General features: G+C 59.9%; 18 protein-coding genes and 1 pseudogene. 9 read left to right on the top strand and 10 right to left on the bottom strand.

The annotated features are described in order from the left end of the window. The first annotated feature begins 206 nt into the window (after positions 1-206). The 7 genes from H8F22_RS27320 to H8F22_RS27350 all read left to right on the top strand — a co-directional run bounded on the left by H8F22_RS27320 (position 207) and on the right by H8F22_RS27350 (position 7,445). The gene (locus tag H8F22_RS27320; RefSeq protein ID WP_027922252.1) at positions 207-1,448 is read left to right on the top strand and encodes an SfnB family sulfur acquisition oxidoreductase; all 1,242 of its coding nucleotides are present in this window, start codon (positions 207-209) and stop codon (positions 1,446-1,448) included. Between the two features lie 39 nt (positions 1,449-1,487). Beyond that, on the top strand, positions 1,488-2,681 hold the full coding sequence (locus H8F22_RS27325) for an SfnB family sulfur acquisition oxidoreductase (RefSeq protein WP_059181833.1): 1,194 nt from the start codon (positions 1,488-1,490) through the stop codon (positions 2,679-2,681). Next, positions 2,681-4,039 (top strand): LLM class flavin-dependent oxidoreductase, encoded by a 1,359-nt coding sequence (locus tag H8F22_RS27330; protein ID WP_194940918.1) that lies wholly within the window; start codon positions 2,681-2,683, stop codon positions 4,037-4,039. The genes H8F22_RS27325 and H8F22_RS27330 overlap by 1 nt, the downstream gene beginning before the upstream one ends. A 139-nt stretch (positions 4,040-4,178) precedes the next feature. Continuing rightward, positions 4,179-4,988, top strand: a complete 810-nt coding sequence (locus tag H8F22_RS27335) for a MetQ/NlpA family ABC transporter substrate-binding protein (protein WP_194940919.1) — start codon at positions 4,179-4,181, stop codon at positions 4,986-4,988. Positions 4,989-4,990: 2 nt separating this feature from the next. Continuing rightward, positions 4,991-6,112 (top strand): methionine ABC transporter ATP-binding protein, encoded by a 1,122-nt coding sequence (locus H8F22_RS27340; RefSeq protein ID WP_194940920.1) that lies wholly within the window; start codon positions 4,991-4,993, stop codon positions 6,110-6,112. Then, positions 6,102-6,746 (top strand): methionine ABC transporter permease, encoded by a 645-nt coding sequence (locus H8F22_RS27345; RefSeq protein ID WP_059181836.1) that lies wholly within the window; start codon positions 6,102-6,104, stop codon positions 6,744-6,746. The genes H8F22_RS27340 and H8F22_RS27345 overlap by 11 nt, the downstream gene beginning before the upstream one ends. Positions 6,747-6,815: 69 nt before the next feature. Next, positions 6,816-7,445, top strand: coding sequence for a class I SAM-dependent methyltransferase (locus H8F22_RS27350; protein ID WP_194940921.1), 630 nt, complete (start codon positions 6,816-6,818; stop codon positions 7,443-7,445). A 95-nt stretch (positions 7,446-7,540) separates the two neighbouring features. Here the strand turns inward: H8F22_RS27350 and H8F22_RS27355 are convergent, their stop codons facing one another. The 8 genes and pseudogenes from H8F22_RS27355 to H8F22_RS27390 all read right to left on the bottom strand — a co-directional run bounded on the left by H8F22_RS27355 (position 7,541) and on the right by H8F22_RS27390 (position 17,482). Then, on the bottom strand, positions 7,541-10,591 hold the full coding sequence (locus H8F22_RS27355; RefSeq protein ID WP_027922259.1) for an efflux RND transporter permease subunit: 3,051 nt from the start codon (positions 10,589-10,591) through the stop codon (positions 7,541-7,543). Continuing rightward, positions 10,588-11,652 (bottom strand): efflux RND transporter periplasmic adaptor subunit, encoded by a 1,065-nt coding sequence (locus tag H8F22_RS27360; RefSeq protein WP_027922260.1) that lies wholly within the window; start codon positions 11,650-11,652, stop codon positions 10,588-10,590. The genes H8F22_RS27355 and H8F22_RS27360 overlap by 4 nt, the downstream gene beginning before the upstream one ends. Next, the gene (locus tag H8F22_RS27365; protein ID WP_027922261.1) at positions 11,649-12,752 is read right to left on the bottom strand and encodes an efflux RND transporter periplasmic adaptor subunit; all 1,104 of its coding nucleotides are present in this window, start codon (positions 12,750-12,752) and stop codon (positions 11,649-11,651) included. Before H8F22_RS27365 ends, H8F22_RS27360 begins: the two co-directional genes overlap by 4 nt. 237 nt (positions 12,753-12,989) lie before the next feature. Continuing rightward, positions 12,990-13,097: pseudogene (locus H8F22_RS27370) on the bottom strand (glutamine ABC transporter substrate-binding protein); the annotation flags it as partial. Between the two features lie 398 nt (positions 13,098-13,495). Then, positions 13,496-14,278 carry a MetQ/NlpA family ABC transporter substrate-binding protein gene (locus H8F22_RS27375; protein WP_010464830.1) on the bottom strand — a complete coding sequence of 261 codons (783 nt, stop codon included), beginning with the start codon at positions 14,276-14,278 and terminating at the stop codon, positions 13,496-13,498. 156 nt (positions 14,279-14,434) lie between these two features. Then, complete coding sequence (locus H8F22_RS27380) at positions 14,435-15,370, bottom strand: sigma 54-interacting transcriptional regulator (RefSeq protein ID WP_194940922.1); 936 nt, start codon at positions 15,368-15,370, stop codon at positions 14,435-14,437. Between the two features lie 58 nt (positions 15,371-15,428). Further along, on the bottom strand, positions 15,429-16,010 hold the full coding sequence (locus tag H8F22_RS27385; protein WP_194940923.1) for an alpha/beta hydrolase: 582 nt from the start codon (positions 16,008-16,010) through the stop codon (positions 15,429-15,431). Between the two features lie 398 nt (positions 16,011-16,408). Continuing rightward, a complete protein-coding gene (locus H8F22_RS27390) occupies positions 16,409-17,482 on the bottom strand; it encodes a fatty acid desaturase (protein WP_194940924.1) in 1,074 nt (357 codons plus the stop codon). Between the two features lie 100 nt (positions 17,483-17,582). On the opposite strand from H8F22_RS27390, the gene H8F22_RS27395 reads away from it, so the two are divergent. After that, positions 17,583-18,587 (top strand): AraC family transcriptional regulator, encoded by a 1,005-nt coding sequence (locus H8F22_RS27395; RefSeq protein ID WP_027922266.1) that lies wholly within the window; start codon positions 17,583-17,585, stop codon positions 18,585-18,587. A 156-nt stretch (positions 18,588-18,743) separates the two neighbouring features. Here the strand turns inward: H8F22_RS27395 and H8F22_RS27400 are convergent, their stop codons facing one another. Continuing rightward, the gene (locus H8F22_RS27400) at positions 18,744-19,109 is read right to left on the bottom strand and encodes a response regulator (RefSeq protein ID WP_027922267.1); all 366 of its coding nucleotides are present in this window, start codon (positions 19,107-19,109) and stop codon (positions 18,744-18,746) included. Positions 19,110-19,179: 70 nt separating this feature from the next. Further along, on the bottom strand, positions 19,180-19,866 hold the full coding sequence (locus H8F22_RS27405; protein ID WP_027922268.1) for a Crp/Fnr family transcriptional regulator: 687 nt from the start codon (positions 19,864-19,866) through the stop codon (positions 19,180-19,182). 84 nt (positions 19,867-19,950) lie between these two features. On the opposite strand from H8F22_RS27405, the gene H8F22_RS27410 reads away from it, so the two are divergent. Next, the gene (locus H8F22_RS27410; RefSeq protein WP_027922269.1) at positions 19,951-20,469 is read left to right on the top strand and encodes an Mpo1 family 2-hydroxy fatty acid dioxygenase; all 519 of its coding nucleotides are present in this window, start codon (positions 19,951-19,953) and stop codon (positions 20,467-20,469) included. The last annotated feature ends 61 nt before the right edge of the window (positions 20,470-20,530 follow it).

The raw sequence follows: 20,530 nt of genomic DNA on the forward strand, positions 1-20,530 counted from the left end.
CCACCCCTTCTATGTATATTCCTAAAAGTTAGTTTATTAATTTTTTATACACGCTTAGGGTATATGCACCGGACCACCGGACATTCTTGATTTTATTCGTCGCCACTACGCGACGATCCCATGAGATGTGAGGTAGGTATGGTCCGGAACACAATCACCCCAGTGCAGATCGCCAGGGCATTGCGTGCAGCCAAGGAGCGGCACTGATGTCCAGTCTGGCAGATGCAATCGTTCAGAGTGATCTGGACATCGCCCCCCTGTTGTTGCCCGCGCAAGTCTTGCGCAACGACGCACAAGCCATCAAAGCCGCCCATGAGCTGGCGCAAGTCGCTCGTCTGCACGCGGCCAAACGCGACCGCCAGCGCAAGTTGCCCTGGTCGGAAATCGAACAGTTCACCCGCAGCGGTTTAGGCAGCATTGCCATCCCCCGCGAGTACGGTGGTCCACAGGTTTCTTTCGTCACCGTCGCCGAGGTATTCGCGATCATTTCCGCGGCAGACCCGGCATTGGGACAGATCCCGCAGAACCAGTTTGGCATTCTCAACCTGGTACTCGGCAGCGCCACTGAAGCGCAGAAAAAACAGCTGTTCAAAAGCGTGCTCGACGGTTGGCGCATCGGCAATGCCGGGCCTGAACGCGGTACAAAAAACACCTTGGAACTCAAGGCGCGCATCACCGCCGACGGCGACGGTTTTGTCCTCAATGGGCAGAAGTTTTACTCCACCGGCGCACTGTTCGCCCACTGGGTTGCGGTCAAAGCGTTGAACGACAATGGCAAACAAGTGCTGGCCTTCGTCCGTCGCGGCACGCCGGGGCTGCGCATCGTGGATGACTGGTCAGGCTTCGGTCAGCGCACCACCGCCAGCGGCACCCTCTTGCTCAACAACGTGCGTGTCGACGCCGAGCTGGTGGTGGACAACTGGAAGATAAACGAGCAGCCGAACCTCCAGGGCGCCGTGTCGCAACTGATTCAAGCCGCCATCGACGCGGGGATTGCCCGAGGTGCCATCGACGACGCCATCGAGTTCGTGAAAACCCGCGCGCGTCCATGGATCGACGCCAAGGTCGAACGGGCCAGCGATGACCTGTACGTGATTGCGGATATCGGCAAGTTGAAAATCGAATTGCACGCCGCCGAAGCGCTGCTGCGCAAGGCCGGGCAAGTGCTCGATCAGGTCAACGCCGCCCCCGTCACAGCCGAGTCGGCCGCCCGCGCCTCGATTGCCGTGGCCGAAGCCAAAGTGCTGACCACCGAGATCTCGCTGCAGGCCAGCGAGAAGCTTTTCGAACTGGCCGGCAGCCGCGCCACCCTCGCCGAATTCAACCTCGACCGCCATTGGCGCAACGCCCGCGTGCACACGCTGCACGACCCGGTGCGCTGGAAGTATTACGCCGTCGGCACTTATCACCTCAACGGCACGCTGCCGGCGCGGCATTCCTGGATCTGACGACCCGTACCCTTTTTGACCAGATCTCCGGAGAAACACATGACTTATTCCCACCACGTCGCGGTCATAACCAGCGACGAGCAAGCCCTGGTCGTCGCCAGTGATCTGGCCGACGACTTCAAACGCGACAGCGCACTGCGTGACCGCGAACGTCGTTTGCCGACCCCGGAACTCGAAGTGTTTTCCCGCTCGGGCCTGTGGGGCATCAGTGTACCCAAGGAGTACGGCGGCGCCGGGGTGTCCAACGTGACGCTGGCCAAAGTGATCGCCTTGATTGCCCAGGCTGACGGCTCGCTCGGGCAAATCCCGCAGAACCATTTTTACGCCCTCGAAGTGCTGCGTGTGAATGGCAGCGAAGCGCAGAAACAACGCCTGTACGCCGAAGTCCTGGCCGGCCAGCGCTTCGGTAATGCGCTCGCCGAACTTGGCACCAAAACCGCTCACGACCGCGTCACCAGCCTTAAGCGCGACGGTAACGGCTATCGCATCAACGGTCGCAAGTTCTACGCAACCGGCGCGATTTACGCGCAACGCATCCCGACCTCGGTGGTCGATGAACACGGCGTACAGCAACTGGCGTTCGTCCCTCGCGACAGCCAAGGCCTGACCGTCATCGACGACTGGAGCGGCTTTGGCCAGCGCACCACCGGCAGCGGTTCGGTAGTGTTCGAAGACGTGTACGTGGCGGCCGAGGACGTGGTCCCGTTTCAAAGCGCGTTCGAACGCCCGACCACCGTCGGCCCGCTCGCGCAAATCCTTCACGCCGCCATCGACACCGGCATCGCTCGCGCCGCCTATGAAGATGCGCTGCATTTTGTGCGCACCAAAACCCGGCCATGGATCGACGCCACCCATGAAAAAGCCACCGATGACCCGCTGACGATCAAGAGTTTCGGGCACTTGAGCATTCGCCTGCACGCCACCGAAGCCCTGCTGGAACGCTCCGGCGAATTCCTCGACAAGGCTCAAGCCGACACCAACGCCGAGACCGTCGCCGCCGCCTCGATTGCCGTCGCCGAAGCCCGGGCCATCAGCACTGAAATTTCCCTCGCCGCCGGCAGCACGCTGTTCGAACTGGCTGGTAGCCAGGCGACCCTGATCGAACATGGCCTGGACCGGCACTGGCGCAACGCCCGCGTGCATACGCTGCACGACCCGGTGCGCTGGAAGTATCACGCAGTGGGCAACTACTACCTCAACGATGAAAACCCTCCGCTACGAGGGACCATCTGATGGCCGACGCCAAAAAGAAGATCCTGCTCAATGCGTTCAACATGAACTGCATCGGGCACATTAACCACGGCTTGTGGACCCATCCGCGGGACAACTCCACGCAGTACAAGACCCTCGAATACTGGACCGAACTGGCGCAACTGCTGGAGCGCGGGCTGTTCGACGGACTGTTCATCGCCGACATCGTCGGCGTGTACGACGTCTACCAGAACTCGGTGGACGTGCCGCTGAAAGAGTCGATCCAGCTGCCGGTCAACGACCCGCTGCTGCTGGTGTCGGCCATGGCCGCCGTGACCAAAAATCTCGGCTTCGGCCTGACCGCCAACCTCACTTACGAACCGCCATACCTGTTCGCCCGGCGCATGTCGACGCTCGATCACCTGAGCCGTGGCCGGGTCGGCTGGAACATCGTCACCGGCTACCTCGACAGCGCCGCCAAGGCCATGGGCCTGAGCGAACAGGTCGAGCATGACCGTCGTTACGACCAGGCCGATGAGTACCTGGAAGTGCTCTATAAACTCTGGGAAGGCAGCTGGGAAAACGGCGCGGTGCTCAACGACCGCGAGCAACGGATCTACGCGCAGCCGGAGAAAGTGCACAAGGTCGAGCACCAGGGCGAGTTCTATCAGGTCGAGGGTTATCACCTGTGTGAGCCATCACCGCAACGCACGCCGGTGCTGTTCCAGGCCGGCAGTTCGGATCGCGGCTTGCTGTTCGCCGGGCGCCATGCCGAGTGTGTGTTCATCAGCGGCCAGAACAAACCGTCGACCAAAATCCAGGTGGACAAGGTTCGCGCCAGCGCCGTCGAGGCCGGACGTAACCCCGAGGACATCAAGGTGTTCATGGGGCTGAACGTGATTGTCGGCGCCACTGAAGAGCTGGCCTGGGCCAAGCACGCTGAGTACCTGAGCTATGCCAGTGCCGAGGCCGGCGTCGCGCATTTTTCGGCGTCGACCGGGATCGATTTTTCCGAATACGCCATCGACGAACCGATCCAGTACGTGAAGAGCAACGCGATCCAGTCGGCGACCAAAAACCTGCAAAACAACGACTGGACCCGGCGCAAATTGCTCGAGCAACACGCCCTCGGCGGCCGCTATATCACGGTGGTCGGTTCACCGGAACACGTGGCGGATGAACTGGAATCGTGGATCGCCGAAACCGGCCTGGACGGCTTCAACCTGACACGGATTGTCACCCCGGAAAGCTATGTGGATTTCATTGAACTGGTGATTCCGGAGTTGCAGCGTCGAGGGTCGTACAAGACGGCTTATGACCAGGGCTGCTTGCGGGAGAAGCTGTTTCAGGGTGAGGCGCATTTGCCTGAGCAACACACCGGCTCTACCTACCGCCATTGAATTCTGTGGGAGCGGGCTTGCCCGCGATAGCGGAGTGTCAGCAGCCACTACTTCAACTGACCCACCGCTATCGCAGGCAAGCCAGCTCCCACAGTTGATCTGTGCTGTTCCCAAAATAACTTATGACTGGAAATTCCACATGAAAAAAACATTTCTGATCCGCCCAGTCAAAGCACTGGCCCTGGCCCTCGGCCTGTTCAGCTCGGCGGTGTTCGCCGCCGACGCACCGTTGAAAATCGGCACCACCGCCGCCTTCGCCATCCCCCTCGAAGCCGCCGTCGAAGAGGCCTCCAAACAAGGCCTGAAAGTCGAACTGGTGGAGTTCAGCGACTGGATCGCCCCGAACGTCAGCCTCGCCGCCGGCGACATCGACGTGAACTATTTCCAGCACATCCCGTTCCTGGAAAACGCCAAGGCCGCTTCCGGTTTTGACTTGGTGCCGTTCGCGCCGGGGATCATCAACAACGTCGGTCTCTACTCAAAGAAATACAAAAGCTTCGACGAACTCCCGCAAGGCGCCAGCGTGGCCATCGCCAACGACCCGATCAACAGCGGACGCGGCCTGCAATTGCTGGCCAAGGCTGGCCTGATCACGCTCAAACCCGGCGTCGGCTACAAAGCCACCGAAGACGACATCATCGCCAACCCGAAGCAGATCAAAATCCTCCAGGTCGAAGCCGTGCAACTGGTGCGCGCCTACGACGATGCTGATCTGGTCCAGGGCTACCCGGCCTACATCCGTCTTTCGAAGACCTTTGATGCAGGTTCCGCGCTGCTGTTCGACGGCCTCGACCACAAGGAATACGTGATCCAGTTCGTGATCCAGCCGAAGAGCAAAACCGACCCGCGCCTGATCAAATTCGTCGACATCTACCAGCATTCGCCGGCCGTTCGTGCAGCCCTGGACAAGGCCCACGGCAAGCTCTACCAAGCCGGTTGGGAAAGCTGAGAATGACGGCCGCCACCCCACTGCGACTGGAGAGTCCAGCGCTCAAAAACGCTCAACGCACCGAATTGCACCCGGAGCTCAATCGGGTTCATGTGCGCTTCGTCGGCCTGGGCAAAACCTACAACGGCCAGCAGGGTCCGGTGGCGGCGTTGCAGGGCATCGACCTGGCGATCCAGCACGGCGAAGTGTTCGGCATCATCGGCCGCAGCGGTGCCGGCAAATCATCGCTGATCCGCACCATCAACCGGCTGGAGCAACCGAGCACCGGCCGCGTGCTGATCGATCAGGTGGACATCGGCGAGTTCGATGAAGACCGCCTGGTGGCGCTGCGTCGACGGATCGGCATGATCTTCCAGCACTTCAACCTGATGTCGGCCAAAACGGTGTGGCAGAACGTCGAGCTGCCGCTGAAAGTCGCCGGTGTGTCCAAGGACAAACGCGAGCGAAAGGTTCGCGAACTGCTTGAACTGGTGGGCCTGCAAGGCAAGCACAACGCGTATCCGGCGCAGTTGTCTGGCGGGCAGAAACAGCGCGTCGGCATCGCCCGCGCGTTGGTGCATGACCCGGCAATTCTGCTGTGTGACGAAGCCACTTCAGCGCTGGACCCGGAGACCACCCAATCGATCCTCGGCCTGCTGCGCGAGATCAACCAGCGCCTGGGTTTGACCATCGTCCTGATCACCCACGAGATGGCGGTGATCCGCGATATTTGCGACCGCGTCGTGGTGCTCGAACACGGCAAAATCGTCGAGCAAGGACCGGTCTGGGAAGTTTTCGGCAACCCGCAGCATGAGGTCAGCAAGACCTTGCTCGCCCCATTGCAACACGCCCTGCCGGAAGAACTGCAAAGCCGTTTGCGCCCACTGCCGCTCTCTTCGGAAACGGCGGTGGTGCTGCGCTTGCAGTTCACCGGCAGTGCCACCGACGAGCCGGACCTGGCCGCCTTGTTCAGCGCCCTCGGGGGGCGCGTGCGCTTGCTGCAGGGTGGCGTGGAACGGATTCAGGGCCATGCGCTGGGGCAGTTGTTATTGGCGGTCACCGGCTCGCCGTTTGATGCCGAAGACGTGTGTCAACGCGCCAGCCAATGGGCGCAACAGGTGGAGGTGCTGGGTTATGTGGTTTGATCGCTTGCTGCAAGGCTTTATCGACACCTTCCTGATGGTCGGCGTGTCGTCATTGATCGCGCTGTTGGTGGGTGTTCCGCTGGCGGTGTTTCTGGTCACCAGTTCCAAGGGCGGCATCTACGAAGCACCGACACTGAACCGCGCCTTGGGGGCGTTCGTGAACCTGTTCCGCTCGATTCCATTCTTGATTTTGATGGTGGCGCTGATTCCGTTTACCCGGCTGATTGTCGGCACCACGTATGGCGTCTGGGCGGCCGTGGTGCCGCTGACCATCGCTGCAACGCCGTTCTTTGCACGGATTGCCGAGGTCAGCTTGCGCGAGGTCGATTTCGGCTTGATCGAAGCCGCGCAAGCGATGGGCTGCCGGCGTTGGCACATTGTCTGGCATGTGCTGCTGCCGGAAGCGCTGCCGGGGATCGTCGGGGGGTTCACAATTACGCTGGTGACGATGATCAACTCGTCGGCCATGGCCGGGGCGATTGGCGCCGGCGGGTTGGGCGACATTGCGTACCGGTATGGGTATCAGCGTTTTGACAGCCAGATCATGTTGACGGTGATTGTGTTGCTGGTGGTGTTGGTGGCAATCATTCAGCTCGGTGGGGATCGGTTGGCTCGGGGGCTCAACAAGCGCTAATCGAGAGGGGCATACACCTTGTAGCATGGCGTATATTCGGCAAACCCCAATTGCCTGCGCAGCCTCCTCATGAAACAGACTCCCGACGACCTCCAGCAGATCACAGCTACCACCCTGGGCCATTACAACTCGGTGGCCGAAGGTTTCCGTGAAGGCACGCGCGATCACGACGTCAGCCAGAACATCGATGCCCTGTTGCGGCACATTCAAAGCGAGGCGCCGTTCGACATTCTCGACTTCGGCTGCGGTCCTGGCCGAGATCTGCAAACGTTCACGCGCATGGGGCATACCGCCGTCGGCCTCGACGGGTCGGAAAAGTTTGCGCAGATGGCGCGTGAGGACAGCGGTTGTGAAGTCTGGCAGCAGGATTTTTTGAAGCTGGATTTACCAGCCGAGCGCTTCGACGGGATTTTTGCCAATGCGGTGCTGTTTCACATCCCGCGACAGGAACTGCCTCGAGTGTTGAAGGAATTGCGGGGGGCGTTGAAACCGGGTGGGGTGTTGTTCAGCTCCAATCCACGTGGGGAGAATCAGGAAGGCTGGAACGGTCCGCGTTATGGGGCTTATCACGATCTTGCGGCATGGCAGCAACTGCTGACCGAGGCGGGGTTTGTGGAGCTGGAGCATTACTACCGGCCAGCGGGGCTGCCGCGGGAGCAGCAGCCTTGGTTGGCGAGTGTTTGGCTTAAGGCTATTTAGGCTGGCGGTCGCCATCGCGAGCAAGCTCGCTCCCACAGGGAATTTGTGAACGCCACAGATCCAATGTGGGAGCGGAGCGCGAAGCGCTCGATTTTTTAAGTCGCCTCTTTCTTCGGTTCGCGAATCTTGTACCAGGCCACATAAAGCGCCGGCAAAAACAGCAGCGTCAGCAACGTCGCGATGATGATCCCGCCAATCATCGCGTACGCCATCGGCCCCCAGAACACTTCCCGGGCAATCGGGATCATCCCCAGGCTCGCCGCCGCAGCCGTCAGCAAGATCGGCCGGCGTCGATGCTCGGTGGCCTGGACCACCGCGTCCCACGGCGCAAAGCCTTTCTTCTCGTATTCATCGATCTGGGTCACCAGAATCACCGAGTTACGAATGATGATGCCGATCAGCGCCAGAATCCCGAGGATAGCGACGAAGCCCATCGGCGTGCCCGTCGGCACCAGCGCGATCACCACGCCGATCAGGCCCAACGGCGCGACGCTGGCCACGAGGAACAGCTTCTGCACGCTGTGCAACTGGATCATCAGGAAGGTCGCCATCAAGAACAGCATCAACGGCACGACCTTGGCAATCGGCCCCTGGGCCTTGCCGCTCTCTTCCACCGTACCGCCGGTGGCGACCTTGTAACCTGCCGGCAACGTGGCGGCGAAGGCGTCGATGGACGGTTTCAGCAGCCGCACCAGGTCCGTCGGCTGAATCTCGTCACGCACCGCAGCCTTGATGGTGATCGTCGGTAGACGGTCGCGACGCCACACCAGCGGCTGCTCCAGTTCGTAACGCACGGTCGCAAATGCCAGCAACGGAATCGACGTGCCATTGGGCGAAACGATCTGCAGGTTCTGCAGCGTTTCCGGCGTGCCCCGTTCGGAATCCACCGCACGGCCAACCACGTTGATCAGGTAAATATCGTCATCGACCTGGGTCACGGGCGCGCCACTGACGATGCCGTTCATCAACTCCGCCACGTCTTCGGAAGACAGCCCCAGTTGCCGCGCCTTGTCCTGGGCGATGTCGATGCGCAGCACTTTGCCCGGCTCGTTCCAGTCGTAAATGATCTCGCCGATGTGCGGGTTTTTATCCAGCTCGGTGGCCAGGTCGATGGCATGACGACGAACCTGGTCGATGTCTTTGCCGCTGACCCGGTACTGGATCGGACGGCCTACCGGCGGGCCCATTTCCAGGGCCTGGACGTAACCGCCAATGCCGACGAAGTCCTTGCGCAAGATGTCGCGAATCCGCTGGCTCAAGGCTTCACGGGTTTTGCCCTTGCTGACGATCACCAGCTGCGCGTAGTAGGGGTTTTGCAGTTGTTGATCGAGTGGCAGGTAGAAACGGATCGCACCCTGACCGATGTAGGTGCTCCAGCGCACGATGTCCGGGTCGTCCTTGAGCTCGGCCTCAAGGCGATCGACCGCTTTGCGGGTTTCGTCGATCGAGGCGTTTTGCGGCAGGTTCAGGTCCACCAGGATTTCCGGTCGATCCGAAGACGGAAAGAACTGGTTCTGCACGAAACGCATGCTGAACACCGCCAACGCAAAGCACAGCACGGTGATGCCAATGGCCCACCAGCGATTGCGCAGGCACCACAGCAAGCCGCCATTAAAGGCTTTGCCGACGCGACCGGGTTCGCCTTCGTGCGGTTTCACGTTGGTGCTGAGGATGTGCACGCCGATCACCGGCGCAAACAGCACCGCCACCACCCACGACACCAACATGGCGCAGGCAATCACCGCAAACAGCGTGTAGGTGTATTCGCCGGCAGAACTGGCGTTCAGGCCGATAGGCACAAAACCCGCCACTGTCACCAGCGTACCGGTGAGCATCGGGAACGCGGTGGAGGTGTAGGCGAACGTGGCCGCCTGCTCCTTGGTCTCGCCCATTTCCAGGCGCGTGACCATCATCTCCACGGTGATCATCGCGTCGTCCACCAACAGGCCGAGGGCAATGATCAGCGCACCCAGGGAGATCCGCTGCATGGTGATGCCGCTGTACTCCATGTACACAAACACCATCGCCAGCACCAGCGGGATCGAGCACGCCACCACCAGCCCGGCACGCACGCCAAGACTGATGAAGCTGACCACCAGCACGATGATCACCGCCTCGAACAGCGCACTGGTGAAACCGCCTACGGCTTCTTCCACCACCACCGCCTGATCGGACACGTTGTGCACACCGACACCCACCGGCAAGTCGGCAGTCAGTTGGTTGATCCGTTCATGCAAAGCCTTACCGAATGCCTGGACGTTGCCGCCCTTCTGCATGGCAATCGCCAGGCCGATGGCCGGTTGGCCGTTGAAGCGGAATTCCGGGGACGCCGGATCGACGTAGCCGCGACTGATTTCGGCAATGTCGGCCAACCGATAGAAACGGTCGTTGAGCTTGAGGTTGACCTCGGCGAGGTCTTTCTCCGAGGCAAACTGCCCCGAGGTCCGTACCGAAATCCGCTCCGGCCCGGCCTCGATCACCCCCGCCGGGGTCACGGCGTTTTGCGATTGCAGGCTCTGCACCACCTGACGCTGATCGATGCCCAGCGCCGCGAGTTTGCGCGTGGAAAAGTTCAGGTACAGCACTTCGTCCTGCTGGCCGACCATCTCGATCTTGCCCAGCCCCGGCACGTCGCGAATCTCGGCGCGGGCCTGCTCCACGTAGTCACGCAACTGGCGCATGGTCAGGCCATCGGCGGTGAAGGCGTAGATCGAACCGAACACATCACCAAATTCGTCGTTGAACCCGGGGCCCTGCATGCCTTGGGGGAACTGGCCGCGAATATCGTTGATCTTCTTGCGCACCTGGTACCAGATTTCCGGAATGTCCTTGGCACTGGTGGTGTCGCGCAGGTACACGTAGACCGTGGATTCGCCGGGCCGCGTGTAGCTTTTTACGTAGTCGAGAGAATCAAGTTCTTCGAGTTTTTTCTCGATGCGGTCGGTGATTTGCTTGAGGGTTTCCTCCTGGGTCGCGCCCGGCCATTTGCTCTGGATCACCATGGTCTTGATGGTGAACGAAGGGTCTTCTTCGCGCCCCAGGTTGAAGTACGAGAACACCCCCATCAGCAACGCGACGAACATCAGGTACCAGACGAACGACTGGTGCTTGAGGGCCCATTCGGAGAGGTTGAAAGGCCCTTTCATTGACTGTCCTCGTCAAATTTCACTGGTTGCCCCGGTTTGAGGCTGTTTACGCCGGCCGTGATGACGCGCTCACCGTTTTTGACGCCACCGGCCAGCACCACGGTGCTGTCGGTGCGGCTGATGACCTTGACGTCCCTGGGTGCCACGGTCTTGTTCTGTGTATCAAGGACCCAGATACGGGGTTTGCCGTCGACCTCCTGCAACGCGGTGAGCGGCAGTTCGATGCGCGGCTTGATCGCCGAACTCAGAGTGACGCTGATCGCAGTCCCCAAACGAAAGCCCGGCGGCGTTTCAGTCAGAGTGAGGCGCGCACGACGGGTACGGGTGGCACTCTGCGCCTGGGGCTCGATTTCACGGATGGTCGCGGTGGTGTTGGTGTTCGGGTCGAGTTGAGCAGCGACCTGGAACACCACGTCATCAGGCAGTTGATCGACCAGGGTATCGGGCAGGTCGATCACCGCTTCCTTGATGTCCGGTTGCGCCAGGGTCACCACTTGCTGGCCGGCGGTCACCACTTGGCCGGCCTCGGCATTCCACGCGGTAACCACGGCTTTATGGTCGGAGCGCAATTCGGTGTAGCCGAGTTGATCCTTGCTCTGGCTGACCGCCGCCTGGGCCTGATCGAGGGACGCCTGGGTGGTTTTCAACTGAGTCAGGGCATCGTCCAGTTGCGCCTGCGCGCCAACCCCGCGATCAAACAACGACTGCTGACGCTGCGCGTTGGCTTGCGCGTTGATCAGTTGCGCCTGGACTTTCGCCAGATCGCCCTGGGCTGAGCGCAACTGGTTTTGCTGGTCGGAAGGATCAAGGGTGGCCAGCAGCGTATCCTTGGTCACCTCGGCCCCGACATTGACGTTACGACTGGCGATGCGCCCGGCCACGCGAAAGCCGGTATTGCTTTCATAGCGCGCCTGAATGCTGCCGGCAAACCGGCCCAGATCCTCTTCTTTCAAGGCCTGGACCTTGATCGACAACACCGGACGTATCGGCTCCGGCGGTGGTTCGTTTTTGGAGCAGGCGCTCAGCACCAGCCCGATGGACAACGCCCATAAAGGCTTCATGGCTTGGCTCCCCCACCCAGATCCTTGTAAGTATTTTCGGCAATCTCGACTTCCATGCCCGGGTGCAGCAATTGCCCACCGGCGATCACGACTTTCTCCCCACCGGTGAGCCCTTTGCTGATGATGACTTTGCCCGTCAGGTAGCGGCCTACCGTGACCGAATGCAACTGGGCCTGGCCCTTTTCGTCGATCAACCAGACGGCGGGTTGACTGATGTTCTTGGTCAGGGCAGACCACGGCAACTCCACCGAGGATTTGCCCGCGCCCTTGGCCGTGGCGCTCACCACCGACCCGAGCTGCATGCCTGGCGGCAGACTGTCCAGGCCCACCTTGACCTGTATTGTGCCGGACTGGGCGGACACCGCCGGGGTCACTTCGCGTACCTTGCCGGTGGTTTTGATCTCGGGGTTGTCGAGCAGGCTGAGGACAATGGCGTCATCCGTTGGCTTCTCGGCCAGCAGCGCTTCATAGACGTTGAATACCGCATCCCGATCGCCATCGCGGGCCAGGCTGAACACCGGCATTGTCGCCTGCACCACCTGGCCGACTTCGGCCTGACGCGCGGTAATGATGCCCGGCGCATCGGCAATCAGTGCGGTGTAGCTCAGTTGATCGCGGGCATTGGCCAACTGCGCCTGGGCCGCGCTCAGGGCGCTCTGACTGCTGCGCAACGCCGCCTGCGCCGAGTCGTACTCGCTCTGGCTGGTATAGCCCTTGGGCAGGAGTTTTTCCTGGCGCACGAACGCCGCGGCATTCTGTTTGACCAGCGCCTGTTGGGCGACCACTTGGGCCTGCGCTGAATCGACACTGGTCTGCAAATCCTTGGGATCGAGGCGGGCCAGCACTTGTTTGGCCGTCACCCGGTCACCGACGTCTACCGATCGCTGGATGATCTTGCCGCCCACGCGAAACGACAGCTCGGTCTGGACCCGGGCCTGGATATCGCCGGTGAGGGTGACCGCGGCGGCGTAATCCGCCGGTTTGACGACTTGTATGAACACCCTCGGCAGGTATTCCTTGATGGGTTCTTTTTTATCGCACGCCGTCAGCAGAGTGACGACGCTCAAGGCCATGATGACTTTCAATCCGGTGACCGCCATGCAAACTCCTAGGCCTTTTTTATGGGCAATACGACAGAGAGCTTAGAACAGCGTTCAAAGCTTGCACACCCGGCTTATGAAGAAAAAAACTGTGATGGATGGCGCTGAAAACGCCTGTCGTAGAGGCTGCGAGTGCCTGATGAGGGCATTGGCCGAACTTATCGGAGACTTCTAAACCGCCTCGACAATCACGCTCTCAGGCTTGGTGTCATCGCTCGGTTCCTTGCGAACATATTAGTCGTAAAGCTTGAGTAGGTCCTTCTTCGCCGCTGGCGAAATCGGTGCTTCGGCACCCAGAGTCAACACGCGGTAGCCCGGGTTTTATTTGGCCCAACTGAACAGCACCCACCGACTTTAAACGCAAGAATCTAAATACCGTTAAAGCATATAGATATCACGCAAAAAACCAGTCGCAGATTTGCTGTCGCAATGGATGACGACTACTTTCCTTTGCGCTGTAGGAGGGATCTTTTTTTCGAAATGCCCCTCCAAGGACGGACAGTTTTTGGCCAGACTCCCTCGGCCGAACCCTCACAAGGAAGAGAAAATGGCAGACGTAAAAGTGCCAGAGCGACTGGATCCGCAAGACTTCGTGAAGTTATTGGTGGCGTTGCGCAGGGCGTTGAAGGCCGGGGTGGCCTGAGAGGGTTGATCGTTCCCACGCGGAGCGTGGGAATGACCACGCCGACGCTTTATCAGCCGTCGGCGTTTGAAACCTTGAAGGGTTTTGTTGCTGCGTCGAATCAGAACGCCGGCAGAACCGCGCCGCTGTACTTCTTCTCGATGAAGGCTTTCACTTCAGGACTGGTCAAAGCCTTGGCCAGTTTCTGAATGGCAACGCTGTCCTTGTTGTCCGGACGAGCCACCAGGAAGTTCACATAAGGCGAATCTGCACCTTCGATCACCAGCGCGTCTTTAGCCGGGTTCAGGCCTGCTTCCAGCGCGTAGTTGGTGTTGATCATGTCCAGGTCAACCTGATCCAGCACACGCGGCAGCATGGCCGATTCCAGTTCCTTGAACTTGAAGTTGTGCGGGTTCTTGGCGATGTCTTTCGGCGTAGCCAGCGCGTTTTTCGGGTCTTTCAGTTCGATCAGGCCAGCCTTCTGCAGCAGGATCAGGGCACGGCCGCTGTTGCTGCCTTCGTTCGGGATGGCAATGGTCGCGCCATCTTTGAGCTCAGCCAGGGTTTTGACTTTCTTCGAGTAGCCGCCGAACGGTTCGACGTGTACGCCGATCACGGTTACCAGGTTGGTGCCTTTGCCTTCGTTGAAGCTTTTCAGGTACGGCAGGGTCTGGAAGTAGTTGGCGTCCAGACGCTTCTGGTCAACCTGTACGTTTGGCTGAACGTAGTCGGTGAAGACTTTGATTTCCAGGTCCACGCCTTCTTTGGCGAGGGTTGGCTTGATCAGCTCAAGAATCTCGGCGTGTGGAACCGGGGTCGCCGCAACCACCAGTTTCTCGCCAGCCTGAGCCAGGCCAGCAGTCAGGGCAGCCGCCAGTGCGGTGAACAACAGAACCTTTTTCATGCAGTGTCCTTATCGAAAATCTCGGTCGTCGTCGACGACGGCTAAATACAAGTGCCATTGAAGTGCTATCGCTGGCGTGAAGCGGACAATACCCGGATTTTTTATTCCCGAATAATATCTTTTATTCACTTTCATATTCCATTTTGTTCATAAAGATCATTGTAGCGTCTGCGTCAGGCTTTCCAGTAAACGCTTGAGCGCGGAACGCTCCGTGGCGGTGCCGTTTTTGATCAGATGAATCGCCTGCTGCTCGATCTGCGCCAGCGATACGGGCGTCTCCAGCAAATTCAGATGCTCGGGCAAAATCTCGTCGCCGGTGCTCACCAGCAATGCGAAATGAATGACGTTTTCCAGCTCCCGGGTATTGCCCAGCCAACTGTGCCGCTCCAGCACCAACTGCGCGGCCTCACTGATCAGCGGGACGGGCAGGTCGAGACGCTGGCTGTAGATGCCAAGAAAGTACTCCGCCAGTGAGAGGATATCGCCCACACGGTCACGCAATGCCGGCAGCTCAAGGTGTCCTTCGCTGAGGTAGTGATAAAGCCGCTCATGAAATTTTCCGGCGGCCACAGCCTGGGCCAGATCAATGCTGGTGGCCGCGACCAGACGCACGTCCACCGGGCTCGGTTGATGCGCGCCCACACGGGTGACTTCGTGATTCTCAAGTGCGGACAGCAATTTGATCTGGATTGGCAGCGGCAAATCACCGATCTCATCCAGATAGAGCGTGCCGCCGTTGGCCGAACCAAACCACCCGGCACGACTGCTCGCCGAGCCGCTGAAGCTGCCCGCCGCATAACCGAACAATTCAGCATCGGCGTAGGTTGGGCTGATCGCGCCGCAATTGACCGAAACGAACAACCCGCCGCGATCACTGGCGCGGTGGATATGTCGCGCCAGCAATTCCTTGCCCGTACCGGTCTCACCGCGGATGAGCACCGAGATCGAACGCGGGGCCAATTGCTCCAGGTCCTGGCGCAACTGGCGCGAGCGCGGATCGACAAACACCAGCGCTTTGGCGCGGATGCTCAGGGGACTTTTTTCTGCATCGGGAAAGGTCAGCAGCGGCTGACCGAAGTGTTCAAGACTCATGGCTGACTCCCGCCCAAAACCGCCGGGAGACGGGGGCGATTCTAAAAGGAAAAAAGGTTCAAGCGCGGCGCAGGGCGTGAAGTTCCATGCGGTTCTGCAGGCGATAGAGGTAGGCAAAACCCTGCTCCCAGCGCTGGTGACCGGACTTCACATTGATGTGCCCGGCCCCCGATAAAATCCCCGCCTCGGCACCCCAGTTGCGCGCCAGTTCAAGGGCTCGCGGCGCACTCACGGCGCTGTCGTTATCGGAACTGACTACCTGGCTCGGGAACGGCAGCAGGTCGGTGGGAATCGGTGCGAAGTTACGCAACGCCGGCGCGCACGCCGGGCGCTCGACATCCGCAGGCGCGACCAGCAAGGCACCGCGCACCTGACGCAGAAACTGTACGGGCGCAGCGGCGGCCCAATGGGCGACGGTGATGCAACCCAGGCTGTGAGCGATCAGGATCACCGGCGTGCTGTCGGCGGCAATCGCCTCGGCCAGCGCCGCAACCCAGTCTTCACGACGCGGCGTCAGCCAATCTGCCTGCTCCACCCGCGCGCTGTTCGGCAGACTGTTCTGCCAATGGCTTTGCCAATGATCTTCCGACGACCCTTGCCAGCCCGGCACAATCAGGTAGCGAATTGATTCGTTGCGCATGGGGGGAGCTCTCCTGCTGCGTGTCTGTTCCTGATCGAGTATAGGGAGGGGATTTATATTCGTTAAGGAATAAGAAGCTATGTATTAAGATCCGCATAGAATAAGCAAATCCCACTGTTTCATCGCCAAGGCATTTTTCAGAGCAAAAAAAAGGACCGCACCCTGCCAAGGAGACGGCCCCGGAAACTCAAAATCTCTGAAGCGATGATTGGTTAAAACGATTATCTTATAAAGGAATATTTAATTGCTTTATAAGATCTAAAACGCATATAGCCATCAGCGAAACGTTGACGGCCCCACCTCCTGCTTGTGCCTTAACGTATCGCCTCTTTGGGTCAAATTGATGACGGGCGCCTTTGCCATCGCTTACATCGTGTTTGAGTTTTCGATTTCATCCTTCATACCTGAGCAGCACGAACCTCCCGAGGTTGTGCAGCGTCTTTACGTTCAAACCGGTTCGCCCGTCCAAACGTCCCGAAATCATTGAACCGCACGCCCATCTCACGCATCACTTTATGCGCCACCGGCACGGTCATCTGGCGGATGTAAAACGGTTCCTTCACCACAAAGTGATGGATGCCATGGCTGCTGCCGAAGTTGAAGCAGAACGCCTGCAACGGCCACAGCCACCCGGCGTTCAGCACCTGACATTGCTGCATCACATTGCCCGGCTCGATGTCACCGTAGTAGTGCATGTTCGAGCTGATGAAGTGCAGGCAGAACGTACGCAACACGTTCGGGCCGATGATCACCACCGCCGCGATATCAATCACCTGCATCACCGACAACGTCGTCGCCGACCACTCGATTGGCGCGCCCATCAAGAACGCGATGCCGTTGATCGCATGGAAGCCGAGGAACACGTACCACGCGCCCCAATGCACCAACGCCAGCGGTGCGTAGACCTTGAGCGTGCGCTGGACGATGCTGAATTTATGCGCCCAGGTCTTGGCTCGCAGCATGCGGATGAAGGACGACATCATGTTGTCACCAACCATCAGCAACCGCGCAAATCCCCAGGGTTCGCCGTTGGTGATGGCGCGTTCTTCCATATCGGTTTCAGTGCCCGATACCTTGTGGTGATTGAGGTGCAGATGCCGACGGATCCACGGATTGATCGTGCTCGGCCGCGCCAGCCACACCAGCCCCATCATCAGGTTGTGCGGCACGCGCTGTTTGCGAAAGTACATGCTGTGAATCAGGTCGTGTTCCAGTTCGTGGGTCAACGAGGCGAAAAACGCGTTGAGCAACAAGCACGCCCACCAGGCCATGTGGCCAGTCATGTACAGCGCCGCCGAACCGATCATCCCGGCCAGGGCAAAGGCCAGAATGCCGGCGCCGAGGGCGTCCTGATGATTGAGAATCGGGTAGCGCTGACGCAGCTCGACGCCCTTGGCCAGCACCACTTCACGAATATGTGCTGATCGCTGCGCTGCATTCAATCGCTGGGGACTTGCAGAAATACCGTGCATGCTTCCATCCTCTGGTTATTGATGTTCGCATCCTGCCTTGCGAATGTTTACAAGGTGGTAGCCATGAACGCCAACCTGTTGACCGGAAGCGCCAATCAGCATGACTGAACCGACCTCCCTCGCCAGCTGGACCCGCGCCCTGCGCAAGCAGCTCGATGCGCTGGGCCTCGACAGCACCGCCCTGTGCCAGCAGGCGGGGCTCGACCCGCGATTGATGGACGACCCGAACGCCCGTTACCCGTTGTCCGGCACCACGCGCCTGTGGGAAATCGCCGTGCAGGTCAGTGGCGATCCGGCAATCGGCCTGCGCGTATCGCGTTTCGTCAGCCCCACCACGTTTCATGCGCTCGGTTATGCGCTGGTGGCCAGCGGCAGTTTGCGCGAGGTGTTCGAACGCATCGTGCGTTATCACCAGGTGGTCAGCGATGCCCTGGAACTGGAGCTGACCCGCACCGAGGACCGCTACCGCTTTCGCCTGAAAATTCCTGTGGGCAACCCGGCACCTGCGTTCGAAGCCATCGACGCCTTCACGGCGATTTACGTACGCACCTGCCGCAATCGCCTCGGTCGGGACTATGCACCGCTGGCGGTGTACCTGCGCCGCCCGGAACCCGCCGATGCCCACCAATGGCACAAAGTCTTCCGTTCACCGGTGTATTTTTCGGCAGAAGAAGACCGCGTGGAGTTTTCCCTGGTGGATTTCGACAGCCACCTCGATGACGCCAACCCGGAACTGGCTGAACACAACGAAACCGTGCTCGACCGCGCCTTGGCACAGCTCAAACCGCTGACCTGGGAGCGCAAGGTCCGTGACGCCATCGAAGAGCAATTGCCCGAAGGCGAACCCAGCGCCGAACACATCGCCAAGGCCCTGCACCTGAGCTTGCGCAGCCTGCAACGGCATTTGGCGGATGAGGGGTGTCGGTTCGATACGCTGCTCAATGAAAGTCGCGAAAACCTGGCGCTGTTGCACCTGCGCGACCCGCAATGCTCGTTGAGTGAGGTCAGTTACTTGCTGGGGTTTGCCGATACCAGCAGCTTCAGCCGCGCGTTCAAGCGCTGGACGGGGATGACGCCGGGGCAGTTTCGGGATGGGTTGCGCTGACCGGCCCAGACATTGGGTCGCCTCGCCCGGCCTCATCGCGAGCAGGCTCGCTCCCACAGTGGTTCTGCATTTTTATGGGATTTTGAGTTCTCTGAAGATCAATTGTGGGAACGAGCCTGCTCGCGATGAGTCCGGATCAGACACCACAAAAAAGCTTCAGCGCCCGCGATCCCGCCGCAACAACTTGCGCACCCGCGCCACCAACTCGCTCACCGCAAACGGCTTGAGCAAATAATCGTCCTCATGCAACTCCAATCCGCGCAGGCGATCCTCGATGCCGTCCTTGGTGGTCAGGAACAGTACCGGCGTCTCTCCGAGCTTGCGGATCTGTTGCTGCAACTGCCAGCCGTTGAGCCCCGGCAGCATTACGTCGAGGATGATCAGCGAGTATTCGCCGGTCTCGATGAAACGCCGGCCGTCCATGCCGTTGAGCGCGACATCCACCGAATAGCTCGCCTCGTTCAGGCCGTTGGCCAGGAGTTTGGCGGTCTCCGATTCGTCTTCTACTAGCAGTACACGCATGGCACACCTCGATTATCGTCGTCACAGGCTAGGCGCCTTCGCGGGCAAAGCCCACCAATAACGTCGCGCGTTAAAAAATCGCCAGTGCCCGCAACCGCTCGGCATCGACAATTTCGATCTCGCCGTACTTGAGATTCAGGATTCCCTGGCCCTGCAAATCCTTGAGCAACTGATTGGTGGTCTGGCGCGACAACGACAGCAGCGACGCCAACTGCTCCTGTGGCAATTGCAGCACCCGGCGGGGTGGATCGATTTCGCCGTAGCCTGCAGCGATCATCAGCAAGCGATGGGCGAGACGCGCCGGGGCGGGCATCAGGCTCAGTTGTTCGAGGTTGATGAAGGTCAGGCGCAACTTGTGGCTCATCAGCAACGCCAGTTGCCGCCAGTACACCGGTTGTTCGTCGAGCAACTTCAGCAGTGCCGCTTGCGGGATGTGCAACAGGGTACACGTCCCCACAGCGAAGGCGTCGTGGGTCCGCGCCTGACCGTCGAACAGGCAGATTTCACCAAACCAGTGCGGCGGTTCCACCAGGCTCAGCAGCGCTTCCTTGCCTTGCTCACTGACCGCGCCGATGCGCACCGAGCCTTCAAGCACCGCATACAACCCGCACGGCGGATCGCCGCGTTTGAACAGCAATTGCCCGGACGACAGGCGCCGCAGCCGGGCCGCGGCCAGCAGACTATCCTGAAAGGGAACAGGTAGATGACTGAACCACTGGCCGCTCATCAAGCGCGAGCGCCAAACCTGCATGTCCATGGAAACTCCTGGAAATTGTCGCCTGCCTGACAGAGCGGAAAGTGAACCCGGGGCATGATCAATCACCCTACAGGAGGAATAACAATGAAAAGCCTCGTTGACCATCTCAGTCAATACGCCGCCTACCACCGTGATCCGCGCAACATCGCCAGCCACTTTATCGGTATTCCGTTGATTGTGGTGGCCGTTGCTGTACTGCTGTCGCGGCCGCAATGGGCCGGAGGCTGGCTTTCGCCGGCGGTGCTGGTGTCGTTGGCGTCGGCGTGGTTTTACCTGCGCCTGGAGTTGCGCCTTGGGGTGCTGATGACCGTGTTGCTGGGGCTGTCGGTTTGGGCGGGCCAGGTGTTGGCGCAGCAAAGCATGCTGGTCTGGCTATCGAGCGGAATCGGGATGTTTGTGGTGGGCTGGGCGATTCAGTTTGTCGGGCATCACTATGAAGGGCGTAAGCCGGCCTTTGTCGATGACGTGACCGGGTTGATTGTCGGGCCGTTGTTTGTGGTGGCGGAGTTGGCGTTTTTGTTGGGGTTGCGGCATGACCTGAAAGAGCAGATCGAGGCGCGGGCCGGGGGTGTAAGAATCAATCCGAATCGCGCTGCGGCATAAGACGCCTTCGCGAGCAGGCTCCCACAGAGTTTCTATGTACACCATAGATCCAATGTGGGAG

The organism is Pseudomonas mucoides (assembly GCF_015461845.1).
GTDB lineage: Bacteria > Pseudomonadota > Gammaproteobacteria > Pseudomonadales > Pseudomonadaceae > Aquipseudomonas > Aquipseudomonas mucoides.